General features: G+C 66.4%; 21 protein-coding genes and 8 tRNA genes. 21 read left to right on the forward strand and 8 right to left on the reverse strand.

The genetic code is table 11. The annotated features are described in order from the left end of the window. Positions 1 to 129 precede the first annotated feature (129 nt). From ccoP to ccoN, 4 genes are read right to left on the reverse strand one after another with little or no spacing between them, the layout of a single operon-like run. On the reverse strand, positions 130 to 1059 hold the full coding sequence (ccoP, locus tag ACGTNG_RS10800; protein WP_138181381.1) for a cytochrome-c oxidase, cbb3-type subunit III: 930 nt from the start codon (positions 1057 to 1059) through the stop codon (positions 130 to 132). Continuing rightward, positions 1056 to 1268 (reverse strand): cbb3-type cytochrome oxidase subunit 3, encoded by a 213-nt coding sequence (locus ACGTNG_RS10805; RefSeq protein ID WP_394577022.1) that lies wholly within the window; start codon positions 1266 to 1268, stop codon positions 1056 to 1058. Before ACGTNG_RS10805 ends, ccoP begins: the two co-directional genes overlap by 4 nt. Positions 1269 to 1270: 2 nt before the next feature. Then, positions 1271 to 1879 (reverse strand): cytochrome-c oxidase, cbb3-type subunit II, encoded by a 609-nt coding sequence (ccoO, locus tag ACGTNG_RS10810; protein ID WP_394577023.1) that lies wholly within the window; start codon positions 1877 to 1879, stop codon positions 1271 to 1273. Between the two features lie 23 nt (positions 1880 to 1902). Further along, positions 1903 to 3327 carry a cytochrome-c oxidase, cbb3-type subunit I gene (gene ccoN / locus ACGTNG_RS10815; RefSeq protein ID WP_394577024.1) on the reverse strand — a complete coding sequence of 475 codons (1425 nt, stop codon included), beginning with the start codon at positions 3325 to 3327 and terminating at the stop codon, positions 1903 to 1905. Between the two features lie 304 nt (positions 3328 to 3631). On the opposite strand from ccoN, the gene ACGTNG_RS10820 reads away from it, so the two are divergent. From ACGTNG_RS10820 to ACGTNG_RS10865, 10 genes are all read left to right on the forward strand, one after another. Beyond that, positions 3632 to 4225, forward strand: coding sequence for an alpha/beta family hydrolase (locus tag ACGTNG_RS10820; RefSeq protein WP_394577262.1), 594 nt, complete (start codon positions 3632 to 3634; stop codon positions 4223 to 4225). Positions 4226 to 4361: 136 nt separating this feature from the next. Beyond that, a tRNA-Val gene (locus ACGTNG_RS10825) sits at positions 4362 to 4437 on the forward strand. A gap of 42 nt (positions 4438 to 4479) precedes the next feature. Next, positions 4480 to 4556 (forward strand) — tRNA-Asp (locus ACGTNG_RS10830). Between the two features lie 28 nt (positions 4557 to 4584). Further along, a tRNA-Asp gene (locus tag ACGTNG_RS10835) sits at positions 4585 to 4661 on the forward strand. Positions 4662 to 4703: 42 nt separating this feature from the next. Continuing rightward, positions 4704 to 4780: transfer RNA gene (locus ACGTNG_RS10840), tRNA-Val, on the forward strand. A gap of 3 nt (positions 4781 to 4783) precedes the next feature. Next, positions 4784 to 4860 (forward strand) — tRNA-Asp (locus ACGTNG_RS10845). Positions 4861 to 5064: 204 nt separating this feature from the next. Beyond that, entirely contained in the window at positions 5065 to 7077 is a 2013-nt protein-coding gene (locus ACGTNG_RS10850) for an oxidoreductase (RefSeq protein WP_394577025.1), read from the forward strand. 326 nt (positions 7078 to 7403) lie between these two features. After that, entirely contained in the window at positions 7404 to 9326 is a 1923-nt protein-coding gene (locus ACGTNG_RS10855; protein ID WP_394577026.1) for a PrkA family serine protein kinase, read from the forward strand. 15 nt (positions 9327 to 9341) lie between these two features. Beyond that, entirely contained in the window at positions 9342 to 10625 is a 1284-nt protein-coding gene (locus tag ACGTNG_RS10860) for a YeaH/YhbH family protein (RefSeq protein WP_394577027.1), read from the forward strand. Between the two features lie 19 nt (positions 10626 to 10644). Further along, positions 10645 to 12195 carry a SpoVR family protein gene (locus ACGTNG_RS10865; RefSeq protein ID WP_394577028.1) on the forward strand — a complete coding sequence of 517 codons (1551 nt, stop codon included), beginning with the start codon at positions 10645 to 10647 and terminating at the stop codon, positions 12193 to 12195. Between the two features lie 141 nt (positions 12196 to 12336). Here the strand turns inward: ACGTNG_RS10865 and ACGTNG_RS10870 are convergent, their stop codons facing one another. Beyond that, a complete protein-coding gene (locus ACGTNG_RS10870) occupies positions 12337 to 12651 on the reverse strand; it encodes a high-potential iron-sulfur protein (RefSeq protein WP_394577029.1) in 315 nt (104 codons plus the stop codon). A gap of 422 nt (positions 12652 to 13073) precedes the next feature. On the opposite strand from ACGTNG_RS10870, the gene ACGTNG_RS10875 reads away from it, so the two are divergent. Both ACGTNG_RS10875 and ACGTNG_RS10880 read left to right on the forward strand, forming a co-directional pair. Further along, positions 13074 to 13349, forward strand: a complete 276-nt coding sequence (locus tag ACGTNG_RS10875) for an Lrp/AsnC family transcriptional regulator (RefSeq protein ID WP_138180968.1) — start codon at positions 13074 to 13076, stop codon at positions 13347 to 13349. Positions 13350 to 13408: 59 nt separating this feature from the next. Then, positions 13409 to 14275 carry a DNA/RNA non-specific endonuclease gene (locus tag ACGTNG_RS10880; RefSeq protein WP_394577030.1) on the forward strand — a complete coding sequence of 289 codons (867 nt, stop codon included), beginning with the start codon at positions 13409 to 13411 and terminating at the stop codon, positions 14273 to 14275. An 81-nt stretch (positions 14276 to 14356) separates the two neighbouring features. On the opposite strand, the gene ACGTNG_RS10885 is transcribed toward ACGTNG_RS10880, so the two are convergent. The 3 genes from ACGTNG_RS10885 to ACGTNG_RS10895 all read right to left on the reverse strand — a co-directional run bounded on the left by ACGTNG_RS10885 (position 14357) and on the right by ACGTNG_RS10895 (position 14736). Beyond that, positions 14357 to 14443, reverse strand: a tRNA-Leu gene (locus ACGTNG_RS10885). 41 nt (positions 14444 to 14484) lie between these two features. Beyond that, a tRNA-Leu gene (locus ACGTNG_RS10890) sits at positions 14485 to 14571 on the reverse strand. Between the two features lie 78 nt (positions 14572 to 14649). After that, positions 14650 to 14736 (reverse strand) — tRNA-Leu (locus ACGTNG_RS10895). Positions 14737 to 14972: 236 nt separating this feature from the next. Here ACGTNG_RS10895 and rnr point away from each other — a divergent pair. From rnr to ACGTNG_RS10940, 9 genes are all read left to right on the forward strand, one after another. Beyond that, on the forward strand, positions 14973 to 17333 hold the full coding sequence (gene rnr, locus ACGTNG_RS10900) for a ribonuclease R (protein WP_394577031.1): 2361 nt from the start codon (positions 14973 to 14975) through the stop codon (positions 17331 to 17333). Further along, a complete protein-coding gene (gene rlmB / locus ACGTNG_RS10905) occupies positions 17333 to 18157 on the forward strand; it encodes a 23S rRNA (guanosine(2251)-2'-O)-methyltransferase RlmB (RefSeq protein ID WP_394577033.1) in 825 nt (274 codons plus the stop codon). The genes rnr and rlmB overlap by 1 nt, the downstream gene beginning before the upstream one ends. Before the next feature lie 172 nt (positions 18158 to 18329). After that, entirely contained in the window at positions 18330 to 18701 is a 372-nt protein-coding gene (gene rpsF, locus ACGTNG_RS10910) for a 30S ribosomal protein S6 (protein WP_089847456.1), read from the forward strand. 33 nt (positions 18702 to 18734) lie between these two features. Next, complete coding sequence (gene rpsR / locus ACGTNG_RS10915) at positions 18735 to 18962, forward strand: 30S ribosomal protein S18 (RefSeq protein ID WP_016853668.1); 228 nt, start codon at positions 18735 to 18737, stop codon at positions 18960 to 18962. 12 nt (positions 18963 to 18974) lie between these two features. Next, complete coding sequence (locus ACGTNG_RS10920; RefSeq protein WP_394577034.1) at positions 18975 to 19826, forward strand: hypothetical protein; 852 nt, start codon at positions 18975 to 18977, stop codon at positions 19824 to 19826. Positions 19827 to 19842: 16 nt separating this feature from the next. Next, on the forward strand, positions 19843 to 20289 hold the full coding sequence (rplI, locus tag ACGTNG_RS10925) for a 50S ribosomal protein L9 (protein ID WP_108445065.1): 447 nt from the start codon (positions 19843 to 19845) through the stop codon (positions 20287 to 20289). A gap of 146 nt (positions 20290 to 20435) precedes the next feature. Further along, positions 20436 to 21824 (forward strand): replicative DNA helicase, encoded by a 1389-nt coding sequence (dnaB, locus tag ACGTNG_RS10930; protein ID WP_394577035.1) that lies wholly within the window; start codon positions 20436 to 20438, stop codon positions 21822 to 21824. A 70-nt stretch (positions 21825 to 21894) separates the two neighbouring features. Then, positions 21895 to 22188 (forward strand): hypothetical protein, encoded by a 294-nt coding sequence (locus tag ACGTNG_RS10935; protein ID WP_108445063.1) that lies wholly within the window; start codon positions 21895 to 21897, stop codon positions 22186 to 22188. Between the two features lie 129 nt (positions 22189 to 22317). Continuing rightward, entirely contained in the window at positions 22318 to 22620 is a 303-nt protein-coding gene (locus ACGTNG_RS10940) for a DUF6482 family protein (protein ID WP_394577036.1), read from the forward strand. Positions 22621 to 22624 lie beyond the last annotated feature (4 nt).

Consider the following 22624-nt stretch of genomic DNA (forward strand, 5'->3'; position numbering starts at 1 on the left):
CTGGCAAGGAGGGGAGGGCCGTCGGGGGTAACCCGCTGCGGATGGTCGACATTGTATCGGGGCGGTCGCATAACGAGAAAGGGTGCGACCGGAGGCCGCACCCTTTGCATGCCGTCATCGATCGCCGGCTCAGTCCTGGCGGCTCAGGCCGTAGACGTAGGCGGCGACGAGGTGCACCTTGTCCTCGCCGATGTAGGCGGCCTGTGCCGGCATATGGCCGTTGCGGCCGTTACGCAGGGTCTGGCGCACCGAGTCGGCCAGCGACTGGCCGGGGGCCCGATAGAGCCAGGCATCGTCGGTCAGGTTGGGCGCGCCCAGCGCCTGGTTGCCGGTGCCGTCGGGCATGTGACAGGCGGCGCACACCGAGGCGAACACGCTGGCACCCTGCTCGGCACGCTCGGCATCCTCGGCGTTGCCGGAGAGCGAGAGCACGTGCTGGGTCACGTTCTCGATGTTCTCGCTGCCGAGCTGCTGCCAGGAGGGCATCAGGCCGTTACGCCCGTTGTTGAGGGTCTGGACGATGTTCTCCGGCGCACCGCCATACAGCCAGGCGTCGTCGGTCAGGTTGGGGAAGCCGTAGCCGCCCTTGGCGTTGGAGCCGTGGCAGATCGCGCAGTTGTTGAGGAAGATGCGCTCGGCGACCTGCATCGCCTCGCCGTCCTGGGACAGCTCCGGGATCGGCACCTCCTGGTACTGGGCGAAGATCGGTGCGAAGCGCTCCTCGGCGCGGGCGACCTCCTCCTCCCACTGGCTCTCCTGGCTCCAGCCCAGCAGGCCGGAGAAGTTGCCGAGGCCCGGGTAGAGCACCAGATAGCCCAGCGAGAAGATCACGGTGCCGACGTAGAGCTGGAACCACCAGCGCGGCAGTGGGTTGTCGTACTCCTCGATCCCGTCGGCGGCATGGCCCGTGGTGTCGACGTTACCCTCGGCATCCGGGGTCTTGTCGGTCTTGCGGTTGGCGAAGAGCAGCCAGGCGCTGATGCCGATGGTGCCCAGCGTGATGACGATGATCCAGGCGCTCCAGAAGCTGGAAAGGGAGTCACCCCAAAAATTGTTCATGTGTTCCTCTCTCCCTTGTCGTGTCGGGAATCGGCCTCTCGGGAGGCGTTCTTGTCACGGTGCGGCGGTTCATCCTCATCGGCGAAGGGCAGGTTGGCCGCCTCGTCGAAATCCGGCTTGCGTCGCTTCGAGTAGGCCCACAGCGTGAGCCCCGCGAAGGCGATGATCAGCAGGATGATGATCACCCCGTTGACGATCCCGTTATCCATGATCAGCGCGAATCCTTGAGCACGGTGCCGAGTTGCTGCAGGTAGGCGACCAGAGCGGTGATCTCCCGCTCGCCGCGCACCTCCTCGCTGGCGTTGGCAATCTGCTCGTCGGTGTAGGGGACGCCCAGGGTCTGCATCACGCGCATCTCGTCATCGATGCGCTCGCCGCTCAGCGTGTTCTCGAACAGCCACGGGTAGGCCGGCATGATCGATTCCGGTACCACGTCACGCGGGTTGTAGAGGTGGGCACGGTGCCAGTCGTCACTGTAGCGGCCGCCGACGCGGGCCAGGTCCGGCCCGGTGCGCTTGGAACCCCACAGGAAGTTGTGCTCGTAGACCTGTTCGCCGGCGACGCTGTAGGGGCCGTAGCGCTCGGTCTCGGCGCGGAAGGGGCGCACCATCTGCGAGTGGCAGCCGACGCAGCCCTCGCGGCGATAGACGCCGCGGCCCGCGAGCTCCAGGGCGGAGAGAGGCTCGAGGCCCTCGACCGGCTCGGTGGTCTTCTTCTGGAAGAACAGCGGCACGATCTCGGCCAGGCCCCCGAAGCTGATCACTACCAGGATCAGCACGGCGAGCAGACCGACGTTCTTTTCGACTATCTCGTGTCTCATTGGTGTCTCGTTCCCTGGTTGGCTCAGGCGGTCTGCGGAATCGGCTGACGGGCGCCTTCACCGCGCCGCACGGTCATGTACACGTTGAAGGCCATGATCAGCATGCCGGCCACCCAGCACAGGCCACCGATCAGTCGCACGATGTAGCCCGGGCCGCTGGCTTCCACCGACTCGACGAAGGTGTACATCAGGGTGCCGTCGGGGTTCACGGCGCGCCACATCAGGCCCTGCAGGATGCCGTTGACCCACATGGCGGCGATGTAGAGCACGGTGCCGATGGTCGCGAGCCAGAAGTGCACCGCGATCAGGTTCACCGAGTGCATTTCGGTGCGGCCGAACAGGCGCGGGATCAGGTGGTACATGGAGCCGATGGTGATCATCGCCACCCAGCCCAGGGCGCCGGCGTGGACGTGGCCGATGGTCCAGTCGGTGTAGTGGGAGAGGGCGTTGACGGTCTTCACCGCCATCATCGGGCCCTCGAAGGTGGACATGCCGTAGAAGGAGAGGGCCACCACCAGGAAACGCAGGGTCGGATCGGTGCGCAGCTTATGCCAGGCGCCGGAGAGGGTCATCATGCCGTTGATCATGCCGCCCCAGGAGGGTGCGAGCAGGATGATCGAGAGCACCATGCCGAGCGACTGGGTCCAGTTGGGCAGCGAGGTGTAGTGCAGGTGGTGCGGGCCGGCCCACATGTAGACCATGATCAGCGCCCAGAAGTGGACGATGGACAGACGGTAGGAGTAGACCGGACGCTCGGCCTGCTTGGGCACGAAGTAGTACATCATCCCGAGGAAGCCCGCGGTCAGGAAGAAGCCCACCGCGTTGTGGCCGTACCACCACTGGGTCATCGCGTCGATGGCGCCCGAGTAAAGGGAGACCGAGTAGGTCGAGGTCACCGGGATCGAGGCGCTGTTGACGATGTGCAGCACGGCCACGGTGATGATGAAGGCCGCGAAGAACCAGTTCGCCACGTAGATGTGGGAGGTCTTGCGCAGCTTGATGGTCCCCAGGAAGACGATGGCATAGCTGATCCAGACCACGGCCAGCAGGATGTCGATCGGCCACTCGAGTTCGGCGTACTCCTTGGTGCTGGTGAGGCCCAGCGGCAGGGTGACCACCGCGGAAAGGATCACCGCCTGCCAGCCCCAGAAGGTGAAGGCGGCCAGCTTGTCGGAGAACAGTCGTACCTGGCAGGTTCGTTGCACGACGTAGTAGGAGGTGGCAAACAGCGCCGAGCCGCCGAAGGCGAAGATCACGGCGTTGGTGTGCAGGGGGCGCAGTCGGCCGAAGCTCGTCCACGGCAGTCCCAGGTTCAGTTCCGGCCATACCAGCTGCGAGGCGAGGACGACACCGAGGGCCATGCCCACGATGCCCCACACCACCGTCATGATCGCGAACTGCCGAACTACCTTGTAGTTGTAGGTCGGGTGTTCAAATGCTGTGCTCATGTCAGGTTCCCATCGAACGCGGTTTGGGGGTGTCCCGCGGCATTCTGCCTCGGGGTGACCTCCGCAGGATGATGCAGGTCTTTAACCAAGGGTGATTCTAGCGCAGGCGTCCGGCAAGCTGAACACGCCAATGTGTTGATTTATGAACTCAAGGAGGCCTAAATTGTCGGACTGTTTTTGTCGGGATTTTCCGCCCATCGGCCGGTCAACCCTCTCCCGACGACTGCTCGATGGCGAGCAGGGATGCTGGAATATTGAGGGATTCGGCCCGCTGGAAGTATGCGGCGAAGGTCGTGTCGGTCGATTGCTTATCGCTCACGGAGCCGGAGCGGGCCAGGATTCAACCTTTATGCAACGGTTGCGCCAGGGCCTCGCCACTGTCGGCGTGCAGACCCTCGCCTTCGAGTTCGATTACCTGCAGACGATGCGCCGTGAAGGGCGTCGTCGCCCCCCGCCGAAGGTCGAGCGCCTGGTCGATGAACTGTCCCGGTGGTGCGACAGTGTGTCGCACCGCGACCTTCCGCCACTCTGGCTGGGAGGGAAGTCCATGGGGGGCCGCGTGGCCAGCATGCTGGCGGCGCGAGACAGCCACCGAGCGTCCGCCCGAGGGCTGGTACTGTGCGGTTATCCCTTTCATCCTCCCGCCAAGCCGGAGCGACTCCGTCTCGCTCACTGGCCATCACTCGCCTGTCCGTCCCTGGTGGTACAGGGCAGTCGCGATCCCTTCGGCACCCGCGAACAGGTCGCCGGCTATGCGCTGCCCGAGGTGGCACATCTGCACTGGCTCGAGGATGGCGACCACGACTGGAAACCCAGGCGCGCCTCGGGCCGCGATCAGACGGCGCTGATCACCGAAGCGTGCGATACGATCGCCGCGTTCATGAGCGAACATTCCTGAAAGCCGCGCGGCGCGGGCGATGTGGCCAAGTGGATGAAAGCGCGGCGATTCTTCTTCGCGACGAGGTTCACCCTGACAGCGCAAAAAGCGTTGACATTGATCCGGTCCCCTGTAGAATGCAGCGCCACGTGACCGGGGGTGGTTAGCTCAGCTGGGAGAGCACCAGCCTTACAAGCTGGGGGTCACAGGTTCGAACCCTGTACCACCCACCATTGCCACGGCAATGACCCGATTACGTAGTAGAAGATAGCAGCGGACCGGTAGTTCAGTTGGTTAGAATGCCGGCCTGTCACGCCGGAGGTCGCGGGTTCGAGTCCCGTCCGGTCCGCCAACATCTTCTTCGTCGCAAGTCGTCTTGCGGACCGGTAGTTCAGTTGGTTAGAATGCCGGCCTGTCACGCCGGAGGTCGCGGGTTCGAGTCCCGTCCGGTCCGCCACGATGGCCTGAGACAGCAGTAGCAAAAGTTGCAGTAACGCGTGGGTGATTAGCTCAGTTGGTTAGAGCACCAGCCTCACATGCTGGGGGTCACTGGTTCGAGTCCGGTATCACCCACCACGCGGACCGGTAGTTCAGTTGGTTAGAATGCCGGCCTGTCACGCCGGAGGTCGCGGGTTCGAGTCCCGTCCGGTCCGCCATCTGCACACGAATTCTTCAGCCCCGAGGCCCTTTGGCCCCGGGGCTGTTTCGTTTTGCGGCGATATCTTTCTCGTTGCTCGGTTTCCCTCCCTCGTCGGTTCGCCTGTTTTTCGCCTGTTCCTGCGATGAATCTTTGCGTCTTGCGTTGCGACTATCATACAGTTGTTTGAAATCGTCGCCGTTTCGACCATGAGGATCCCGCCGTGAGTGCTTACCCCCAGCTGTTCCGCCCCTTGAGGGTCGGCCACTTGACGCTCCCCAATCGGGTGCTGATGGGCTCGATGCACACCAACCTCGAGGAAGCCCCCGGCGGCTTCGAGCGGCTGGCAACCTTCTATGCCGAACGGGCCCGGGAGGGGGTGGGCCTGATCGTCACCGGCGGCATCGCGCCGCTCGCCGAAGGCGCCGTCTTCCAGGGCGCCGCGACCCTGGAGCGCCCGGATCAGCTGGCGGATCACCGCCGCGTGGTCGAGGGCGTGCACGAGGCCGGCGGACGCATCTGCCTGCAGATCCTGCATGCCGGCCGCTATGCCTATACCCCGGAGCTGGTGGCGCCGTCGGCGATCCAGTCGCCGATCACCCCCTTCATGCCGCGTGAACTCACCTCCGAGGAGGTCGAGGCGCGCATCGAGGCCTACGTGCGCTGTGCGACCCTGGCTCGGCAGGCCGGCTATGACGGGGTCGAAGTGATGGGCTCCGAGGGCTATCTCATCAACCAGTTCCTCTGTCCGCGCACCAACCATCGCGATGACGGCTGGGGCGGCAGCGTCGAGAATCGCCAGCGCTTTGCCGTGGAGATCGTGCGGCGCATCCGCGAGGCGGTGGGCGAGGCGTTCCTGCTGATCTTCCGCCTGTCGATGATCGACCTGGTGGAGGAGGGCAGCAGTCGCGAGGAAGTCCTGGCCCTGGGGCGCGCCGTCGAGGCCGCCGGCGCCGACCTGATCAACACCGGCATCGGCTGGCACGAGGCGCGGGTGCCGACCATCGTCACCAGCGTGCCGCGCGCCGCCTTCACCGAGGTGACGCGGCGCATGCGCGAGGCGCTCAGCGTGCCGCTGATCACCACCAACCGCATCAACATGCCCGAGGTGGCCGAGCGGGTATTGGCCGAGGGGCATGCCGACATGGTCTCCATGGCGCGCCCCTTCCTGGCCGACCCGGCCTGGGTGAGCAAGGCCGCCGCCGGGCGCGACGACGAGATCAATACCTGCATCGCCTGCAACCAGGCCTGCCTGGACCAGGTCTTCGAGGGGCGGCTGACCTCCTGTCTGGTCAACCCCCGCGCCTGTCACGAGACCGAGCTGGTCGTCACCCCGGCCGAGCACGCGCGGCGCGTCGCCGTGGTGGGTGGCGGCCCGGCGGGGCTGGCCGCGGCCGTGACCGCCGCCGAGCGGGGACATGCGGTGACGCTCTTCGAGCGGGCCGGCGAACTTGGCGGCCAGTTCAACCACGCGCGGCGCATCCCCGGCAAGGAGGAGTTCGACGAGACCCTGCGCTACTACCGGACGATGCTCGACAAGCACGGCGTGGAGGTGCGGCTGAACGTCGAGGCCGGGGTCGAGGACCTAGGGGGCTTCGACGCGGTGGTGCTGGCCACCGGCGTGCGCCCCCGCCGGCTCGCGCTGCCGGGCATCGAGCATGCCATGGTGATGAGCTACCCCGAGGCCATCACCCATCCCGAGCGGGTCGGGGCGCGGGTGGCGATCATCGGCGCCGGCGGCATCGGCTTCGACGTGGCGGAGCTGCTGACGCATGTCGGTCATCCTTCGCAGGATGTCGCGACCTGGTGCGACGAATGGGGCGTCGACCTGGCCATGGCCGAGCGCGGCGGGCTCAAGGCGCCGCAGCCGCCCGCGACCCCGCGCCGGGTCTTCCTGCTGCAGCGCCGCGCCTCCCGGCCCGGCAAGGGACTCGGCAAGACCACCGGCTGGGTGCATCGCGCCTCGCTGGCCCACCGCGGGGTCGAGGCGATCGCCGACTGCGAGTATGTCGGCATCGACGACGACGGCCTGGCGCTGCGCGTCGCGGGTGAGCCGCGCCGGCTCGAGGTCGATACCGTGGTGGTGTGTGCCGGTCAGGAGTCGGTGCGCGAACTGCTCCAGCCGCTGCGCGCGGCCGGTGTTGGCGTGCATGTGATCGGCGGCGCCGACGAGGCCGCCGAGCTCGATGCCCGACGGGCCATCGCCCAGGGCACCCGCCTCGCCGCGGGCCTCTGAGGCGCCGAGCGGCGCCCGCCCTCGCGGGCCGCTCGGCCGCGCTTCGCCGCTTTTCTCTCGCTCCGCCCCCGATCGGCGTCTCCGCGTCGCTTACTGTCCACTGGCCGCCGGTGTCGCCGGCGGTAAGCGTCGTTGCAGCGTTTAATCTCTCGACAATCTTCATGAACCGACGGGCGCTCACGGGCTCTCAGTGTTGAGGGCTCGGGAGCGTTGATTGGTGGGCTAAACCGTTATCCGCTGATGCTGTCTACGCTGAAGAGACCCCATCCCGGCTTTATCATCACCATGTCGTCGTGGCCGGGGAATCGGGCTTTAAGGAGGCATCGATGAGCATCTTCGACCATGTGCAGAACCGCTTCTCTCGCGTCCAGCAGGAAGAGATGAGCCTGCAGGAGTATCTGGAACTCTGTCGCCGAGAACCGGTGGCCTACGCCACTGCCGCCGAGCGGATGCTGGAGGCCATCGGCGCACCGGAGGTGATCGACACCGCCAAGGACCCGCGACTCTCGCGCATCTTCTCCAACAAGGTGATTCGCCGCTATCCGGCCTTCGCCGAGTTCTATGGCATGGAAGAGGCCATCGAACAGATCGTCGCCTACTTCCGCCATGCCGCCCAGGGGCTCGAGGAGCGCAAGCAGATCCTCTACCTGCTGGGGCCGGTAGGCGGCGGCAAGTCGTCGCTGGCCGAGCGCCTCAAGCTGCTGATGGAGAAGGTGCCCTTCTATGCCATCAAGGATTCCCCGGTCTATGAGTCCCCGCTGGGGCTGTTCTCCCCCGAGGAGGACGGTGAGCTCCTGGAGAAGGAGTACGGCATCCCCCGGCGCTACCTGAGGAGCGTGATGTCGCCCTGGGCCGCCAAGCGACTCAAGGAGAACGGCGGGGATATCTCGCAGTTCCGGGTGGTGCGTCTCTACCCCTCGCGGCTCAACCAGATCGCCATCTCCAAGACCGAACCCGGCGACGAGAACAACCAGGACATCTCCTCGCTGGTCGGCAAGGTGGACATTCGCCAGCTCGAGCTCTATTCCCAGGATGACCCGGACGCCTACAGCTTCTCCGGCGGGCTGTGTCGTGCCAACCAGGGGCTGATGGAGTTCGTCGAGATGTTCAAGGCGCCGATCAAGGTGCTGCATCCGCTGCTGACGGCGACCCAGGAGGGCAACTACAACCCCACCGAGGGCATGGGCGCGATCCCCTTCGACGGGGTGGTGCTGGCGCACTCCAACGAGAGCGAGTGGCAGACCTTCCGCAACAACCGCAACAACGAGGCCTTCCTCGATCGCGTCTACATGGTCAAGGTGCCCTACTGCCTGCGGGTCACCGAAGAGATCAACATCTACAGGAAGCTGCTCGAGCACTCGTCGCTCAACGAGGCGCCGTGCGCCCCGGATACCCTGCGCATGCTGGCCCAGTTCACGGTGCTCTCGCGGCTCAAGGAGCCCGAGAACTCGAGCATCTACTCCAAGATGCGAGTCTACGACGGCGAGAACCTCAAGGACACCGACCCCAAGGCCAAGTCGATCCAGGAGTATCGCGACAGCGCCGGCGTCGACGAGGGCATGGAGGGGCTCTCGACGCGTTTCGCCTTCAAGATCCTCTCCAAGGTGTTCAACTTCGATAACCACGAGGTGGCGGCCAACCCGGTGCACCTGCTCTACGTGCTCGAACAGCGCCTGGAGCAGGAGCAGCTGCCCAGGGAGACCTTCGAGCGCTACCTGCGCTTCATCAAGGAGTTCCTGGCGCCGCGCTACGTCGACTTCATCGGCAAGGAGATCCAGACCGCCTATCTCGAGTCCTACTCGGAGTACGGCCAGAACATCTTCGACCGCTACGTCACCTATGCCGACTTCTGGATCCAGGATCAGGAGTACCGCGATCCCGAGACCGGCGAGTTCCTCGACCGCCAGGCCCTCAACGAGGAGCTGGAGAAGATCGAGAAGCCGGCCGGCATCTCCAATCCCAAGGACTTCCGTCACGAGGTGGTCAACTTCGTGCTGCGGGCCCGCGCCCAGAACAACGGCATGAACCCCAGCTGGCAGTCCTACGAGAAGCTCAGGGGCGTGATCGAGCACAAGATGTTCGCCAATACCGAGGAGCTCTTGCCGGTGATCTCCTTCAACGCCAAGGCCTCGACCTCGGACCAGAAGAAGCACGAGGATTTCGTGGCGCGGATGGTCGACCGTGGCTACACCGAGAAGCAGGTGCGGCTGCTCTCCGAGTGGTACCTGCGGGTGCGCAAGTCGCAGTAGGGCGAGGAGGTCGCCATGACCTATTTCATCGATCGACGAGCCAATGCCAAGCACAAGAGCGCGGTGAACCGCCAGCGCTTCCTCGACCGCTATCGCACCCATATCAAGCGCTCGGTCGAGGAGGCGGTGAATCGCCGCTCGATCACCGACATGGAGCGGGGCGAGAAGGTCTCGATCCCGGCGCGGGACATCTCCGAGCCGGTCTTCCAGCACGGCCCAGGGGGCAAGCGCGCCATCGTCGCTCCTGGCAACAAGGAGTTCGTCGAAGGGGACCGGCTGCGTCGCCCCGGCGGCGGAGGCGGCGGCGACGGCGCGGGGGAGGGCGGCGCCTCCAATCAGGGCGAGGGCATGGACGAGTTCGCCTTCACCCTGTCGCGGGAGGAGTTCCTCGACTTCGTCTTCGACGGCCTGGAGCTGCCCCATCTGGAGCGCAAGAACCTGGTGGACCTCGACGAGGTGCGCCAGGTGCGGGCGGGGGTCTCCCGGGACGGGACGCCGGCACGCATCAACATCGTGCGCTCCATGCGCGAGGCCCAGGCGCGGCGCATCGCCATGCGTGCACCGATTCGCCGGGCCCTGCGCGAGGCCACGGAGGCGCTGGCCGAGGAGGAGCGCAAGGACCCGGTGCTGCGCAATCCGGCCCGCATCAGTGCCCTCAAGGAGGAGATCGAGCGGCTGGAGAAACGCCTCGAGGCGGTGCCCTTCATCGACACCTATGACCTGCGCTACAACAACCTGATCGACCAGCCCCAGCCGTCGAGCAAGGCGGTGATGTTCTGCGTGATGGACGTCTCGGGCTCGATGACCCAGGCCCACAAGGACATCGCCAAGCGCTTCTTCCTGCTGCTCTATCTGTTCCTGGAGCGCAACTACGAGAAGGTCGAGCTGGTCTTCGTGCGCCACCACACCGCGGCCAAGGAGGTCGACGAGGAAGAGTTCTTCTACTCCCGGGAGACCGGCGGCACCATCGTCTCCAGCGCCCTGACGCTGGTCGACGAGATCATCGAGGCGCGCTATCCCTCCGGGCAGTGGAACCTCTACGTGGCCCAGGCCTCGGACGGGGACAACTGGGACGACGACTCCGTCGCCTGTCGCAAGCTGCTGGTCGAGCGACTGATGCCGCGGCTGCAGTACTTCACCTACGTGGAGATCACGCCCCATGCCCACCAGGCGCTGTGGGAGGAGTACGAGCGCGTCGAGGCCGAGTACGACGCCCGCTTCGCCATGCGCCAGATCGTCGAGGCCGGCGACATCTACCCGGTCTTTCGCGAGCTGTTCAAGCGCCGAGCCGCCTTCTGAGGCGGCCTGAGGAGGCAGCATGACCCGACGTCAGCCCATCGCCACCGGCTCCGACTGGAACTTCGAGATCCTCGACGCCTTCGAGAACGAGATCGCTCGCCTGGCCGATGAGTACCGCCTGGATACCTATCCCAACCAGATCGAGGTCATCACCACCGAGCAGATGATGGATGCCTACGCCAGCGTGGGCATGCCCGTGGGCTACCACCACTGGTCGTTCGGCAAGCAGTTCCTGGCCGTGGAACAGGCCTATCGGCGCGGCCAGATGGGGCTCGCCTACGAGCTCGTCATCAACTCCGACCCCTGCATCGCCTACCTGATGGAGGAGAACACCCTGATGATGCAGGTGCTGGTCATGGCTCACGCCTGCTATGGCCACAACTCCTTCTTCAAGGGCAACTACCTGTTCCGTACCTGGACGGACGCCTCCTCCATCGTCGACTACCTGGTGTTCGCCCGGAAGTACATCAGCGAGTGCGAGGAGCGCCACGGCGTGGAGGCGGTGGAGCAGCTGCTGGATGCCTGTCACGCCCTGCAGAACTACGGGGTCGATCGCTACAAGCGGCCCTCGCCGATCTCCGCGGCGGAGGAGTCGCGCCGCCAGGCGGAGCGTGAGGCGCACCTCCAGGCCCAGGTCAACATGCTGTGGCGGACCATTCCCGGGCAGCTGCCCGCGGACGCCCTGCCCGGCATGGTCGACCAGGAGGACCCGCTGGGCCTGCACGAGGGTGGCCGCTATCCACCGGAGCCCCAGGAGAACCTGCTCTACTTCATCGAGAAGAATGCCCCGCTGCTGGCCCCCTGGCAGCGCGAGGTGGTGCGCATCGTGCGCAAGCTGGCCCAGTACTTCTATCCCCAGCGCCAGACCCAGGTGATGAACGAGGGCTGGGCCTGCTTCTGGCACTACACCCTGATGAATCGGCTCTTCGACGAGGGGCTGGTGGATGAGGGGCTGATGCTGGAGTTCCTGCAGTCGCACACCTCGGTGGTCCAGCAGCCGGCCTTCGACAGCCCCTACTTCAGCGGCATCAACCCCTACGCCCTGGGGTTTGCCATCTTCACCGACCTGAAGCGCATCTGCGAGGACCCGACCCAGGAGGATCGCGAGTGGTTTCCCGATACCGCCGGCAGCGACTGGCGCGAGACCCTGGAGTTCGCGATGCGCAACTTCAAGGACGAGTCCTTCATCCAGCAGTTCCTCTCGCCCAAGGTGATGCGTGACCTCAAGCTGTTCATGGTGGTCGACGATGATCAGGAGGAGATGCTGGAGGTGGCGGCGATCCACGACGAGCGCGGCTACCGGCGCATTCGCGACTCCCTGGCCACCCAGTACGCCCTGGCGGTGCGCGAACCCAATATCCAGATCTACGCGGCGGATATCCGCGGCGACCGCTCGCTGACCCTGCGCCACGTCCAGGACGGTCGCCGTCCGCTGGCGCGCAGCGTCTATCCGGTCATCCGTCATCTCCACCAGCTGTGGGGCTTCCCGGTGCGGCTGGAGTCGGTGGAGGATGACGAGGTGGTGCGCCGCTACCACTGGCCCCTGGCCGATGAGGAGCACCGCGAGTGACGGCGCTCGGATCGTCGCGCCAACAGGCGCCACGGCCGGGCAGCGAAAGGAGAGGCAGCGAACGGTCCTGACGTGAATGGCCCCAACGAAAAAGACCCGCGCCTCGGCGCGGGTCTTTGGGTCTCGGCGGACGACGGGGTATCAGGCCTTGGCTGTCCAGGACTGGCACCAGCCGCCGGGCTCGACGCTGTTCTGGGGGAACAGCTGACAGCCCTGGCTATCCGCCTGGTAGAACATGCAGTTCTGGCACTCCTCGCCCTCTTCGTAGGCGGGGTGGTCGCTGGCCTCGCTGGCGACCTTGACGTAGTTCAGGGCCTTGGCCTGCTCGGCGCTCGGGTCCAGGGCGGGGAGGTCCTGGGCGAAGGCGCTCTTCGACAGGATACCGGCACCCAGGGGCAGGGCAGCGAGGCCCAGCAGGCTGTTACGCATGAAGTCACGACGATTGCGGTCGGCCATGGTCTCTCCTTGTCATCACGGTAGGGACGAATCGTGGCGGGGCATGCTTGGTGCCCGCGCTCTGTGCGCTCTTGGCTTCGAGCGCTGTCTGTTCGGTGTCTTGCTTGCCAAGCCGTGCGGCTCGGGTCTTGCGTGTCGCGTCTGGCGCGACGGATGGCGCCTTGCACCACCCTTGTTCCGACCGGCGTTCGCCGGCGGAGTTCGACCGTTCCATGGTAGTCAACTCAATGAGGCATCGCGAATCGCACGGGGGCCATGCGGCAATCCGCCGCGCGGCCGGGCGGGGGCGAAGCGCGAGGCGACGGTCGGCCCGGCGCCGGTGCAGTGCCCGCGCCGGCGCTGCTATACTCGCGCCAGCTGCGGTGGCCCCCGGCCGACCGGAACCTATGCGCGCGAGAGCGCCTTGAGCAGGGAGAAGTGCGATGCAGAATGCCGTGATTCTGATCAATGCCGAGCAGGGCCAGGTCAAGGCCGTGGCCGAGCGGCTGGCCGACGTGGAGGGGATCAGCGAGGTCTATTCCACCTGCGGCCGCTATGACCTGGTGGCCATCGCGCGGACCCGCGACTTCGAAAGCCTCGCGGAGCTGGTCACCGGGCGCCTCAATGCCGTCGAGGGCATCCGCGACACCGAAACCCTCAACGCCATGCAGGTTCACTCCCGCCATGACCTGGAGACCATGTTCTCGCTGGGCTGGTGAGAGGTGCGGTGACCCGACGACCGCCGGCTTCGTCGTGAACGGACAGGGATGGTGCAGGCATGGCAGCAAGACGAAGGCGCGGTGGCCAGCGCTGGCGACACCGGGCGCGTCGTTTCGGCATCACGGCCCTGTTCCTGGCGGTCGCCACGGGGCTCTGGCACCTCCAGGAGCGTGAGCTTCGCGACGAGCTGAGCTGGCAGGGTGTCACCACCTGGCAGGACCTCACGCCGCTGACCTTTCATCGCGTGCTGCGTAACGACGGCTTCCTGGTGGGCTGGTCCGACGTGCGCGTCAATCCGCTCTGGGTCGGCTACCAGCTGCGGCGGGTCGAGGATCCCGAGGCCGGGCCGCGCCCCGCCTTTCGCCGCGACTGGCGGGCCCTGTGGCCGATCGCCCCGGAGAGCTACTTCGGCAGCGGCTACGACCGTGGTCATCTCGCGCCCAACTATGCCATCGCGGCGGTTCACGGCAGCGGGGCCCAGCGCGATACCTTCCTGATGAGCAACATGACCCCCCAGCGGCCCGAGCTCAATCGCCGCCTCTGGCAGCGGCTGGAGGAGGTGGTGATGGATCACTTCGTGCCGCGCTTCACCGCCCTGCAGGTGATCACCGGGCCGATCTTCCCCGAGCGCTTCCGGGACAACGTGCTCAACCGCGTCGGGCTGGTGGAGGTGCCCGAGGCCTTCTACAAGATCCTGGTGGTGCCGGGGGATGAGCCCCGGGCGCTGGCCTTCATCATGCCGCAGCGGGTCTCGGGCGACGAGCCGCTGGACGACTTCCTGGTGAGCATCGACGAGGTGGAGGCGCGCACCGGCCTGGACTTCCTGCCGCGGCTCGCGCCGGCGGCGGCCGAGGACCTGGAGGGGCGGGTCAACACCGCCGGCTGGGGCCTCGAGGCGGTGGCCAGGTTGCCCGGGCGCTTCTGAGCGGGCACAAAAAAACCGCGATCCATGTCGCGGTTTTTTGATAAGGCATCGATGTAAGGCTCGTCTGCATGACGCGAGAAGTGGTGCCCAGGAGAGGACTTGAACCTCCACATCCGTAAGGATACTAGCACCTGAAGCTAGCGCGTCTACCAATTCCGCCACCTGGGCGCATCATGCGGTCGTCGTGTTCGGGCGTATCGCGTGAACGATGGTGCCCAGGAGAGGACTTGAACCTCCACGTCCGTAAGGACACTAGCACCTGAAGCTAGCGCGTCTACCAATTCCGCCACCTGGGCGAACACGTGCGACTCGAGCTGACAAAGAGCGTGGGAGAGAACTCCCGGATATCCGATCGGCGAGCGAGGGGATATCGATGGTGCCCAGAAGAGGACTTGAACCTCCACGTCCGTAAGGACACTAGCACCTGAAGCTAGCGCGTCTACCAATTCCGCCATCTGGGCAGGCGAGGCGTATGGTACCGGATTCGTTCGATGATGCAAGCGCCCGGGCGATGAAAAAGGCGGTTTTTTTGTTGCCGGCCGGGGGTTCGTGGTGCCGCCATGGTTGGGTGATGGGGGCGCCAGCGCTATACTGCGCGCATGACAAACGACTCGAAACGCCAGAAGACACGCGCCGGACGCCGTCCCCGCGCCCATTCGATCACGCTGCTCATGATGCCGCCAAGGATGCCCTCCGCATGACCCACTGGACGCTCAGCGACGATCCGCACGCGAAACGCGAAGCCCACAAGTACGACAAGCCTGCCCCCAGCCGAGAATACCTGTTGGCGCGCCTCGAAGAGGCCGGCAAACCGATGACCCACGAGGCGATGAGCCAGCAGCTGGGTCTCGAGGACGAGGATCTCCAGGAGGCGGTGCGGCGTCGCCTGGCGGCGATGGAGCGCGATGGCCAGGTGCTGCGCAACCGTCGCAATGCCTATGCGCTGATCGACAAGCTCGACCTGATCAAGGGCAAGGTGCTGGGGCACCGTGACGGCTTCGGCTTCCTGCTGCGCGATGACGGCAAGAAACCGGACCTGGTCATGCCGCCCCGCCAGATGCGCCGCGTCTTCCACGGCGACCACGTGCTGGTGCGGGTCAGCGGCCGCGATCGCCGCGGGCGTGACGAGGCGACCATCGTCGAGGTGCTGGCGCGCAACACCCAGGAGATCGTCGGCGTCTACCGGGCCAACACCCCGGAATTCGGGGTGCTGATCCCCGAGAACTCGCGCATCACCCAGGAGATCATCATCCCCCACAGCGCCTGCGGTGGCGCTCAGGATGGCCAGGTGATCTCCGCGAGGATCACCCAGCAGCCCGAGACCCGCGTGCAGCCGGTGGGCGAGGTGATCGAGGTGCTCGGCGAGCGCATGGACCCGGGGATGGAGATCGATATCGCCATTCGCAGCTATGAGATTCCCGCCGAGTTCCCGCCCGAGGTGCACGACCAGATCGCCGGCATGTCGGCCGAGGTGGCCCAGGCGGACAAGGCGAATCGCATCGACCTGCGGCATGTGCCGCTGGTGACCATCGATGACGAGAGCGCCAAGGACTTCGACGACGCCGTCTGTGCCTGGAAGACCAAGTCGGGCAGCTGGAAGCTGCTGGTGGCCATCGCCGACGTCTCCCACTACGTGCGTCCCGGCAGCGCCCTGGATCAGGAGGCGATCACCCGCGGCAACTCGGTCTACTTCCCGGGGCAGGTGGTGCCGATGCTGCCGGAGCTGCTCTCCAACGGGCTCTGCTCGCTGAACCCGGCCGTCGATCGCCTGGCGCTGGTCTGCGAGATGAACATCTCCCAGAGCGGGGCGATCAGCCGCTACCGTTTCTATGAGGCGGTGTTCCAGTCCCATGCGCGCCTGACCTACAACAAGGTCGCCGCCATCCTCGACGACGAGGGGGAGCAGGGCGAGGCGCTGCGCGAGGAGTACAGCGAGCTGGTGCCGTCGCTCAAGAACCTGCACTCGCTCTATCGGCTGCTGCGCGAGGCTCGCGTGGAGCGCGGGGCCATCGACTTCGAGACCACCGAGACGGCGATCGTCTTCAACGACGAGCGCAAGATCGAGAAGATCGTGCCGCGCAGCCGCAACGACGCCCACAAGATCATCGAGGAGTGCATGCTGGCGGCCAACGTCGCCACGGCGCGCTTCCTCGACAAGCACGACCTGCCGGCGCTCTATCGCATCCACGAGAAGCCCTCGCCGGAGCGTCTCGACAAGCTGCGCCTGTTCCTCAACGAGCTGGGCCTGTCGCTGCCGGGCGGCGATGACCCGAGCCCGCAGGACTATCGCGACCTGGCCGAGGCGATCAAGGGCCGCGACGACGCCGACGTGATCCAGACCGTGATGCTGCGCTCGATGAGCCGGGCGGTCTACTCGCCGCAGAACGACGGCCACTTCGGCCTGGCCTATCCGGCCTATGCGCACTTCACCTCGCCGATCCGCCGCTATCCGGATCTGCTGGTCCACCGCGCCATCCGCTCGGTGATCCGTGGGCCGCGCCAGACCAACACCGTGCTGCGCGCCGAGGGCGCCGCGGTCGAGCCGCCGAGCAAGTGGTCGCCCTATACCTTCGAGCAGATGCTCGAGCTCGGCGAGCACTGCTCGATGACCGAGCGCCGTGCCGACGATGCCACCCGCGACGTCGAGGACTGGCTCAAGTGCGAGTTCATGTCCGACAAGCTCGGCGAGGTCTACGACGGCAGCATCGCCTCGGTGACGCAGTTCGGCATCTTCGTGCGCCTCGATGAGGTGTACGTCGAGGGGCTGGTGCACGTCACCTCGCTGCCCTCCGACTACTACCACTACGAGCCCGAGAAGCATCGCCTCAAGGGCGAGCGCAGCGGCATCAGCTATCGCCTCGGCGATGGTGTCTCGGTGCAGGTGGCCCGCGTCGACCTGGACGATCGCAAGATCGACTTCGAGCTGGCCGACGAGAAGCCGCGTCCCAAGCGTCAGCCGCGCAAGCCTCGCGGCGGCGCCGACAAGGGCGGCGATGACAAGTCGGGCAAGGGCGGCAAGCGTCGCCGTGGCCCGCGGCGGTCGAAGGGCCGCGGCTGATGGCGGCAGGGCACAGGAAGCCGCGCGCGTCGCGCGGGGCGCCGCGTCGGGCCCCGTCGACGCCCGGCGGGCTCGAGGCCGTGTTCGGCGTCCACGCGGTGCGGGCGCTGCTCGATCGCGGCGAGACGCCCCGTGAGGTCTGGGTGCAGGAGGGCAGCGCCGGCGCTCGCCTGGCCGAGCTGGTCGAGGCCGCGCGCCAGGGCGGCGCGCGCCTGCAGTCGCGCCCCCGTGACGAGCTCGACCAGCTCGCCCAGGGCGCCTCTCACCAGGGCATCATCGCCTTCGCCACGCCGCTCGCCTTCGAGGGCGAGGCGTCGCTGTGGCTGCGGCTCGAGGGCTGGCCCCACGCGGCGCCGCCGCTGCTGCTGGTGCTCGACGGCGTCACCGACGTGCACAACTTCGGCGCCTGCCTGCGCAGCGCCGATGCCGCCGGGGTCCACGGGGTCATCGTGCCCAAGGACAAGGCGGCGCCGCTCAACGCCGCGGTGCGCAAGGTCGCCTGCGGGGCCGCCGAGAGCATGCCGGTCTACCAGGTCACCAACCTGGCGCGGACGCTGGCCAAGATGAAGGAGTTGGGGGTCTGGATCACCGGCACCGCCGGCGAGGCCGAGTCGAGCCTCTATGAGGCCGATTTCACCGGCCCCGCGGCCCTGGTGATGGGCGCCGAGGGCAAGGGCATGCGGCGGCTGACCCGCGAGGCCTGCGACACCCTGGTCAAGCTGCCCATGGCCGGCAGCGTCTCCAGCCTCAACGTCTCGGTGGCCACCGGGATCTGCCTCTTCGAGGCGGTGCGCCAGCGCCAGGGTGCAGGCAAGGGCGGCTGAATCGCCCTTGCCTTGCCAGGCGCGGCACATATCACTAGAATACCTGCGCCCGCTCGTCCTGCGAGCGGGCATTCCTGTCTTCTGACAACCCGTCTTTTGACAATCACTCCTTGCTTCCCCTGAGCGACCCGAGGTCGTCACTGTGGAAGCTGCCAAACCGCAAGGAGATCCCATGCGTCACTACGAGATCGTCTTCATGGTCCACCCGGACCAGAGCGAGCAGGTCCCGGCCATGGTCGAGCGCTACACCGGCCTCGTCACCGAGAACGGCGGCACCGTGCATCGCCTCGAAGATTGGGGCCGTCGCCACATGGCCTACCCGATCAACAAGATCCACAAGGCTCACTACGTGCTGATGAACGTCGAGTGCAGCGGCGAGACCCTCGACGAGATCGAGAACATCTTCCGCTTCAACGATGCCATCATCCGCAGCCTGGTGGTTCGCGCCAAGGAAGCCGTCACCGAGGCCTCTCCGATGATGAAGCCGGTGGAAGAGAAGCGTGTTCGTCGCGACGAGAAGCCGCGCAGCACCGAATCCGCCTGAGCACACCCATCGCACCTCTGAAGGAGTCTTCCCATGGCACGCTTTTTCCGTCGCCGTAAGTTCTGCCGCTTTACCGCTGAAGGCGTGAAGCAGATCGATTACAAGGATCTGGACACGCTCAAGGCCTACATCACCGAGACCGGCAAGATCGTTCCCAGCCGTATCACCGGGACCAAGGCCCGTTACCAGCGCCAGCTGTCCACCGCCATCAAGCGGGCACGCTACCTGGCGCTGCTGCCCTACACCGACAGCCACCAGTAAGCACTGCGCGTGATGTTGCCCGTCGCCCGCTGGATGATGCGCGGCACGCCCTACGCGGCCCTGGGGGCCGCGGCGGGCACCGCCATTCCCTGGCTCTTCTGGCTGGGTGCCGCCGTGGTGGGCCTGGTCACGCTGCGTCAGGGCATGGCCGCCTCGCTGCCGGTGATCCTCGCCGCGGCGGCACCCGCCGGCCTTTGGTGGACCCAGGGAGACGTCATCCCGCTCGCCAGCGTGCTGCTGGTGACGCTGATGGCGGTGGTGCTGCGCGCCCGGTTGAGCTGGAGTGAGGCGATCATCGCCGGCACCCTGGCCGGGGCGGGCATGATCCAGCTGGGCATCTTCCTGCCACCGGGCGGGGCCGCCTTCGTGCTGGAGCAGCTGCGCCAGGGCTCGCCGGATATCGCGGCGATGCTCAGCGAGCTCTCGGCCCAGGGCATGGATACCGAGCATCTGGCCGGCCTGATGATCAGCGGCGTGACCGCGCTGATCGTGCTGCTCGCCGCCGTGGCCTGCCTGGCCCTGGCGCGCGGCTGGCAGGCCGGGCTCTACAACCCGGGCGGGTTCCGCGAGGAGTTCCACGCGCTGCGCCTGCTGCCCCGCGAGCTCGCCATGCTGGTGATGCTCGGGGTGCTCGGCGCCGTGCTGGGGCTCCCGGCCCTGGGCATGCTGGCCTGGGTGCCGCTGCTGGTGGCCGGCATCGCGCTGGTGCATGGTGTTATCGGATTGAAGGGAATGAACGGGCTGTGGCTGGTCGCCTTCTATGTGCTGCTGATCACCACCTGGCCCATGATTCTCATTGTGCTGCTCATGGCCTTCATCGACACGTTCACGGACTTCCGTGGACGACTGGCCCGCAGCCACTGACAAGAGGTTTACGAGAATGGACGTCATTCTGCTCGACAAGATTGGCAAGCTGGGCGGTCTGGGTGACCAGGTCACCGTCAAGCCCGGTTACGGCCGCAACTACCTGGTGCCCTACGGCCTCGCCGTGCCGGCCACCAAGGACAACATCGAGGCCTTCCAGGCGCAGCGTGCCGAGCTCGAGGCCCAGGCCGCCGAGCGCAAGGCCGAGGCCGAGGCGCGTGCCGAACAGCTCAACGACATCGAGCTCTCTCTGGTCTCCAAGGCCGGCGACGAGGGCAAGCTGTTCGGTTCCATCGGTCCGCGCGATCTGGCCGAGGCCATCTCCAGCGCCGGGATCGAGGTCGCCAAGAGCGAAGTGCGCATGCCGCAGGGTCCGATTCGCCAGACCGGCGAGTACGACATCGACCTGCACCTGCATGCCGAAGTCGACGCCACCGTGCGTGTGGTGGTGGTGGCCGAGTAAGGTCGCTGCCCGGCACGCGCCTCGGGGCGTGCCGCGTCAAGAGGGGGCGAGGAGCGAATCCTCGCCCCTTTTTTGTCCCTTTTCTTGCCTCGCCCGCCATCGGGTAGAATGAGCCTGCCCCTTTCCCTCCTGAAGGTCCGCGCACCATGAACGAACCCGTCGCCATCGACCAGGAAACCGCCGCCCTCAAGGTGCCGCCCCACTCCGTGGAGGCCGAGCAGTCGGTGCTCGGCGGGCTGATGCTCGACAACCAGGCGTGGGATAACGTGGCCGACCGCCTGGTGGCGGACGACTTCCATCGCTACGAGCACCGGCTGGTCTTCAACGTCATGGCGGGCCTGGCCGAGTCGGGGCGGCCGCTGGACGTGGTGACCCTCTCCGAGGCCCTGGAGGGGCGCGACCAGCTGGATACCGTGGGGGGGCTGGCCTACCTCGCCGAGCTGGCGCGTAACACGCCCTCGGCCAGCAACATCCGCGCCTATGCCGACATCGTTCGCGAGCGCGCCACCCTGCGCAAGCTGATCCGCGCGGCCAGCCAGATCGCCGACGGCGCCTTCAGCCCCCAGGGACGCCCCGCCGACGAGCTGGTCGACGAGGCCGAGCGGCTGGTCTTCCAGATCAGCGAGGAGCGGCCCAAGTCGGGCGGCCCCATCGGCATGAGCGAGCTGCTGACCAAGGCGGTCGATCGCATCGACGAGCTGTTCAACATGCAGGGCGAGATGACCGGCCTCTCGACCGGCTTTCGCGACCTCGACGAGATGACCTCGGGCCTGCAGCCCTCGGACCTGGTGATCATTGCCGGGCGCCCCTCGATGGGCAAGACCACCTTCGCCATGAACCTGGTCGAGCACGCGGTGATCTCGAGCGACAAGCCGGTGATGGTGTTCTCCATGGAGATGCCCGCCGAGTCGCTGATGCTGCGCATGCTCTCCTCGCTGGGGCGTATCGACCAGACCCGGGTGCGCACCGGCCAGCTGGAGGACGAGGACTGGCCGCGCCTCACCTCGGCGGTCAACCTGCTCAAGGACAAGCAGCTGTTCATCGACGACACCGCGGCGCTGTCGCCCAGCGAGATGCGCTCGCGCATCCGCCGCGTGGTGCGCGAACAGGGCAACCTGGGGTTGATCATGATCGACTATCTGCAGCTGATGCAGATCCCGGGCTTCTCGGAGAACCGCACCGGCGAGATCTCGGAGATCTCGCGCTCCCTCAAGGGGCTGGCCAAGGAGTTCGGCTGCCCGGTGGTGGCGCTCTCCCAGCTCAACCGCTCCCTCGAGCAGCGTCCCAACAAGCGCCCGGTGATGTCGGACCTGCGCGAGTCCGGCGCCATCGAGCAGGACGCCGACATCATCGGCTTCGTCTATCGCGACGAGGTCTACAATCCGGATAATCCCGACAACCAGGGGCTGGCCGAGGTGATCATCGGCAAGCAGCGTAACGGTCCCATCGGCACGGTGCACATGGCCTTCATCGGCAAGTACACGCGCTTCGAGGACCTGGCGCCGGACAGCTATCGCGAGGCCTTCGGCGAGTGACGGCGGCCTTGAGTCCCGTCCTCGGCCCCGTATAATGCCGTTCCCTTGAACCCCACAGGCAGGAGACACCATGGCAGGCGGATTTCGACGCGGCAATCGCCAGCGGACCCCGAAACTCGAGGGGCGCGGCGAGCTCCAGTCGATGGAGCGTGAAGGTCCCTTCAAGGAGTGGCTGGGGATGCCCGACCTCTATCGCTACCACCTGCAGGTGGATGGCGAGGCGTACAGCTATCAGACCGAGGACTCCGAGCTTCCGGTGAAGGTCGGCGACAAGGTGGTGTTCCGCTACAAGGAGACCAAGGCCGGCAAGTGGGTCGACCGTAACTCCCTGGGCAAGGCCATCGACCCCTCCGAATATCAGTAGGCCTGGAACCTCGCGCGGGAGCCAGGGTCACTGGAAGGTAACATCGGCGACACGTGATCGTCATCGGGGCGCTCCAGGCTGTCCCGAACGTGTACCGACACCACCGACCGGACATCAGGAGGATGGCCCATGGATTTCCAGGCGTTGAAGGCCTTCGTGGCTGACCACGACAATTTCGAGATGCGCGTGATCGGCCATGCCGGCAGCCGCTTCTACCAGGTCGAACTCGAGGACGTGGAGGGCGGCCGCCACATGCTGACCCGCGCCGGCAAGCCGATCCTGTTTCGCTCGCTGGACGACGTCTACCTCGAGCTGCGCCGGGCGGGCATCCACCGCGCCTACCTGGTTCAGCACGTGCCCCACGACGAGGTCGTCGGGCGCGAGGCGCACTATCACGATCCGCTGACCTCGCGCATGCCGCTGGTCTTCTGACCCC

The organism is Halomonas sp. B23F22_3 (assembly GCF_043496965.1).
GTDB lineage: Bacteria > Pseudomonadota > Gammaproteobacteria > Pseudomonadales > Halomonadaceae > Halomonas.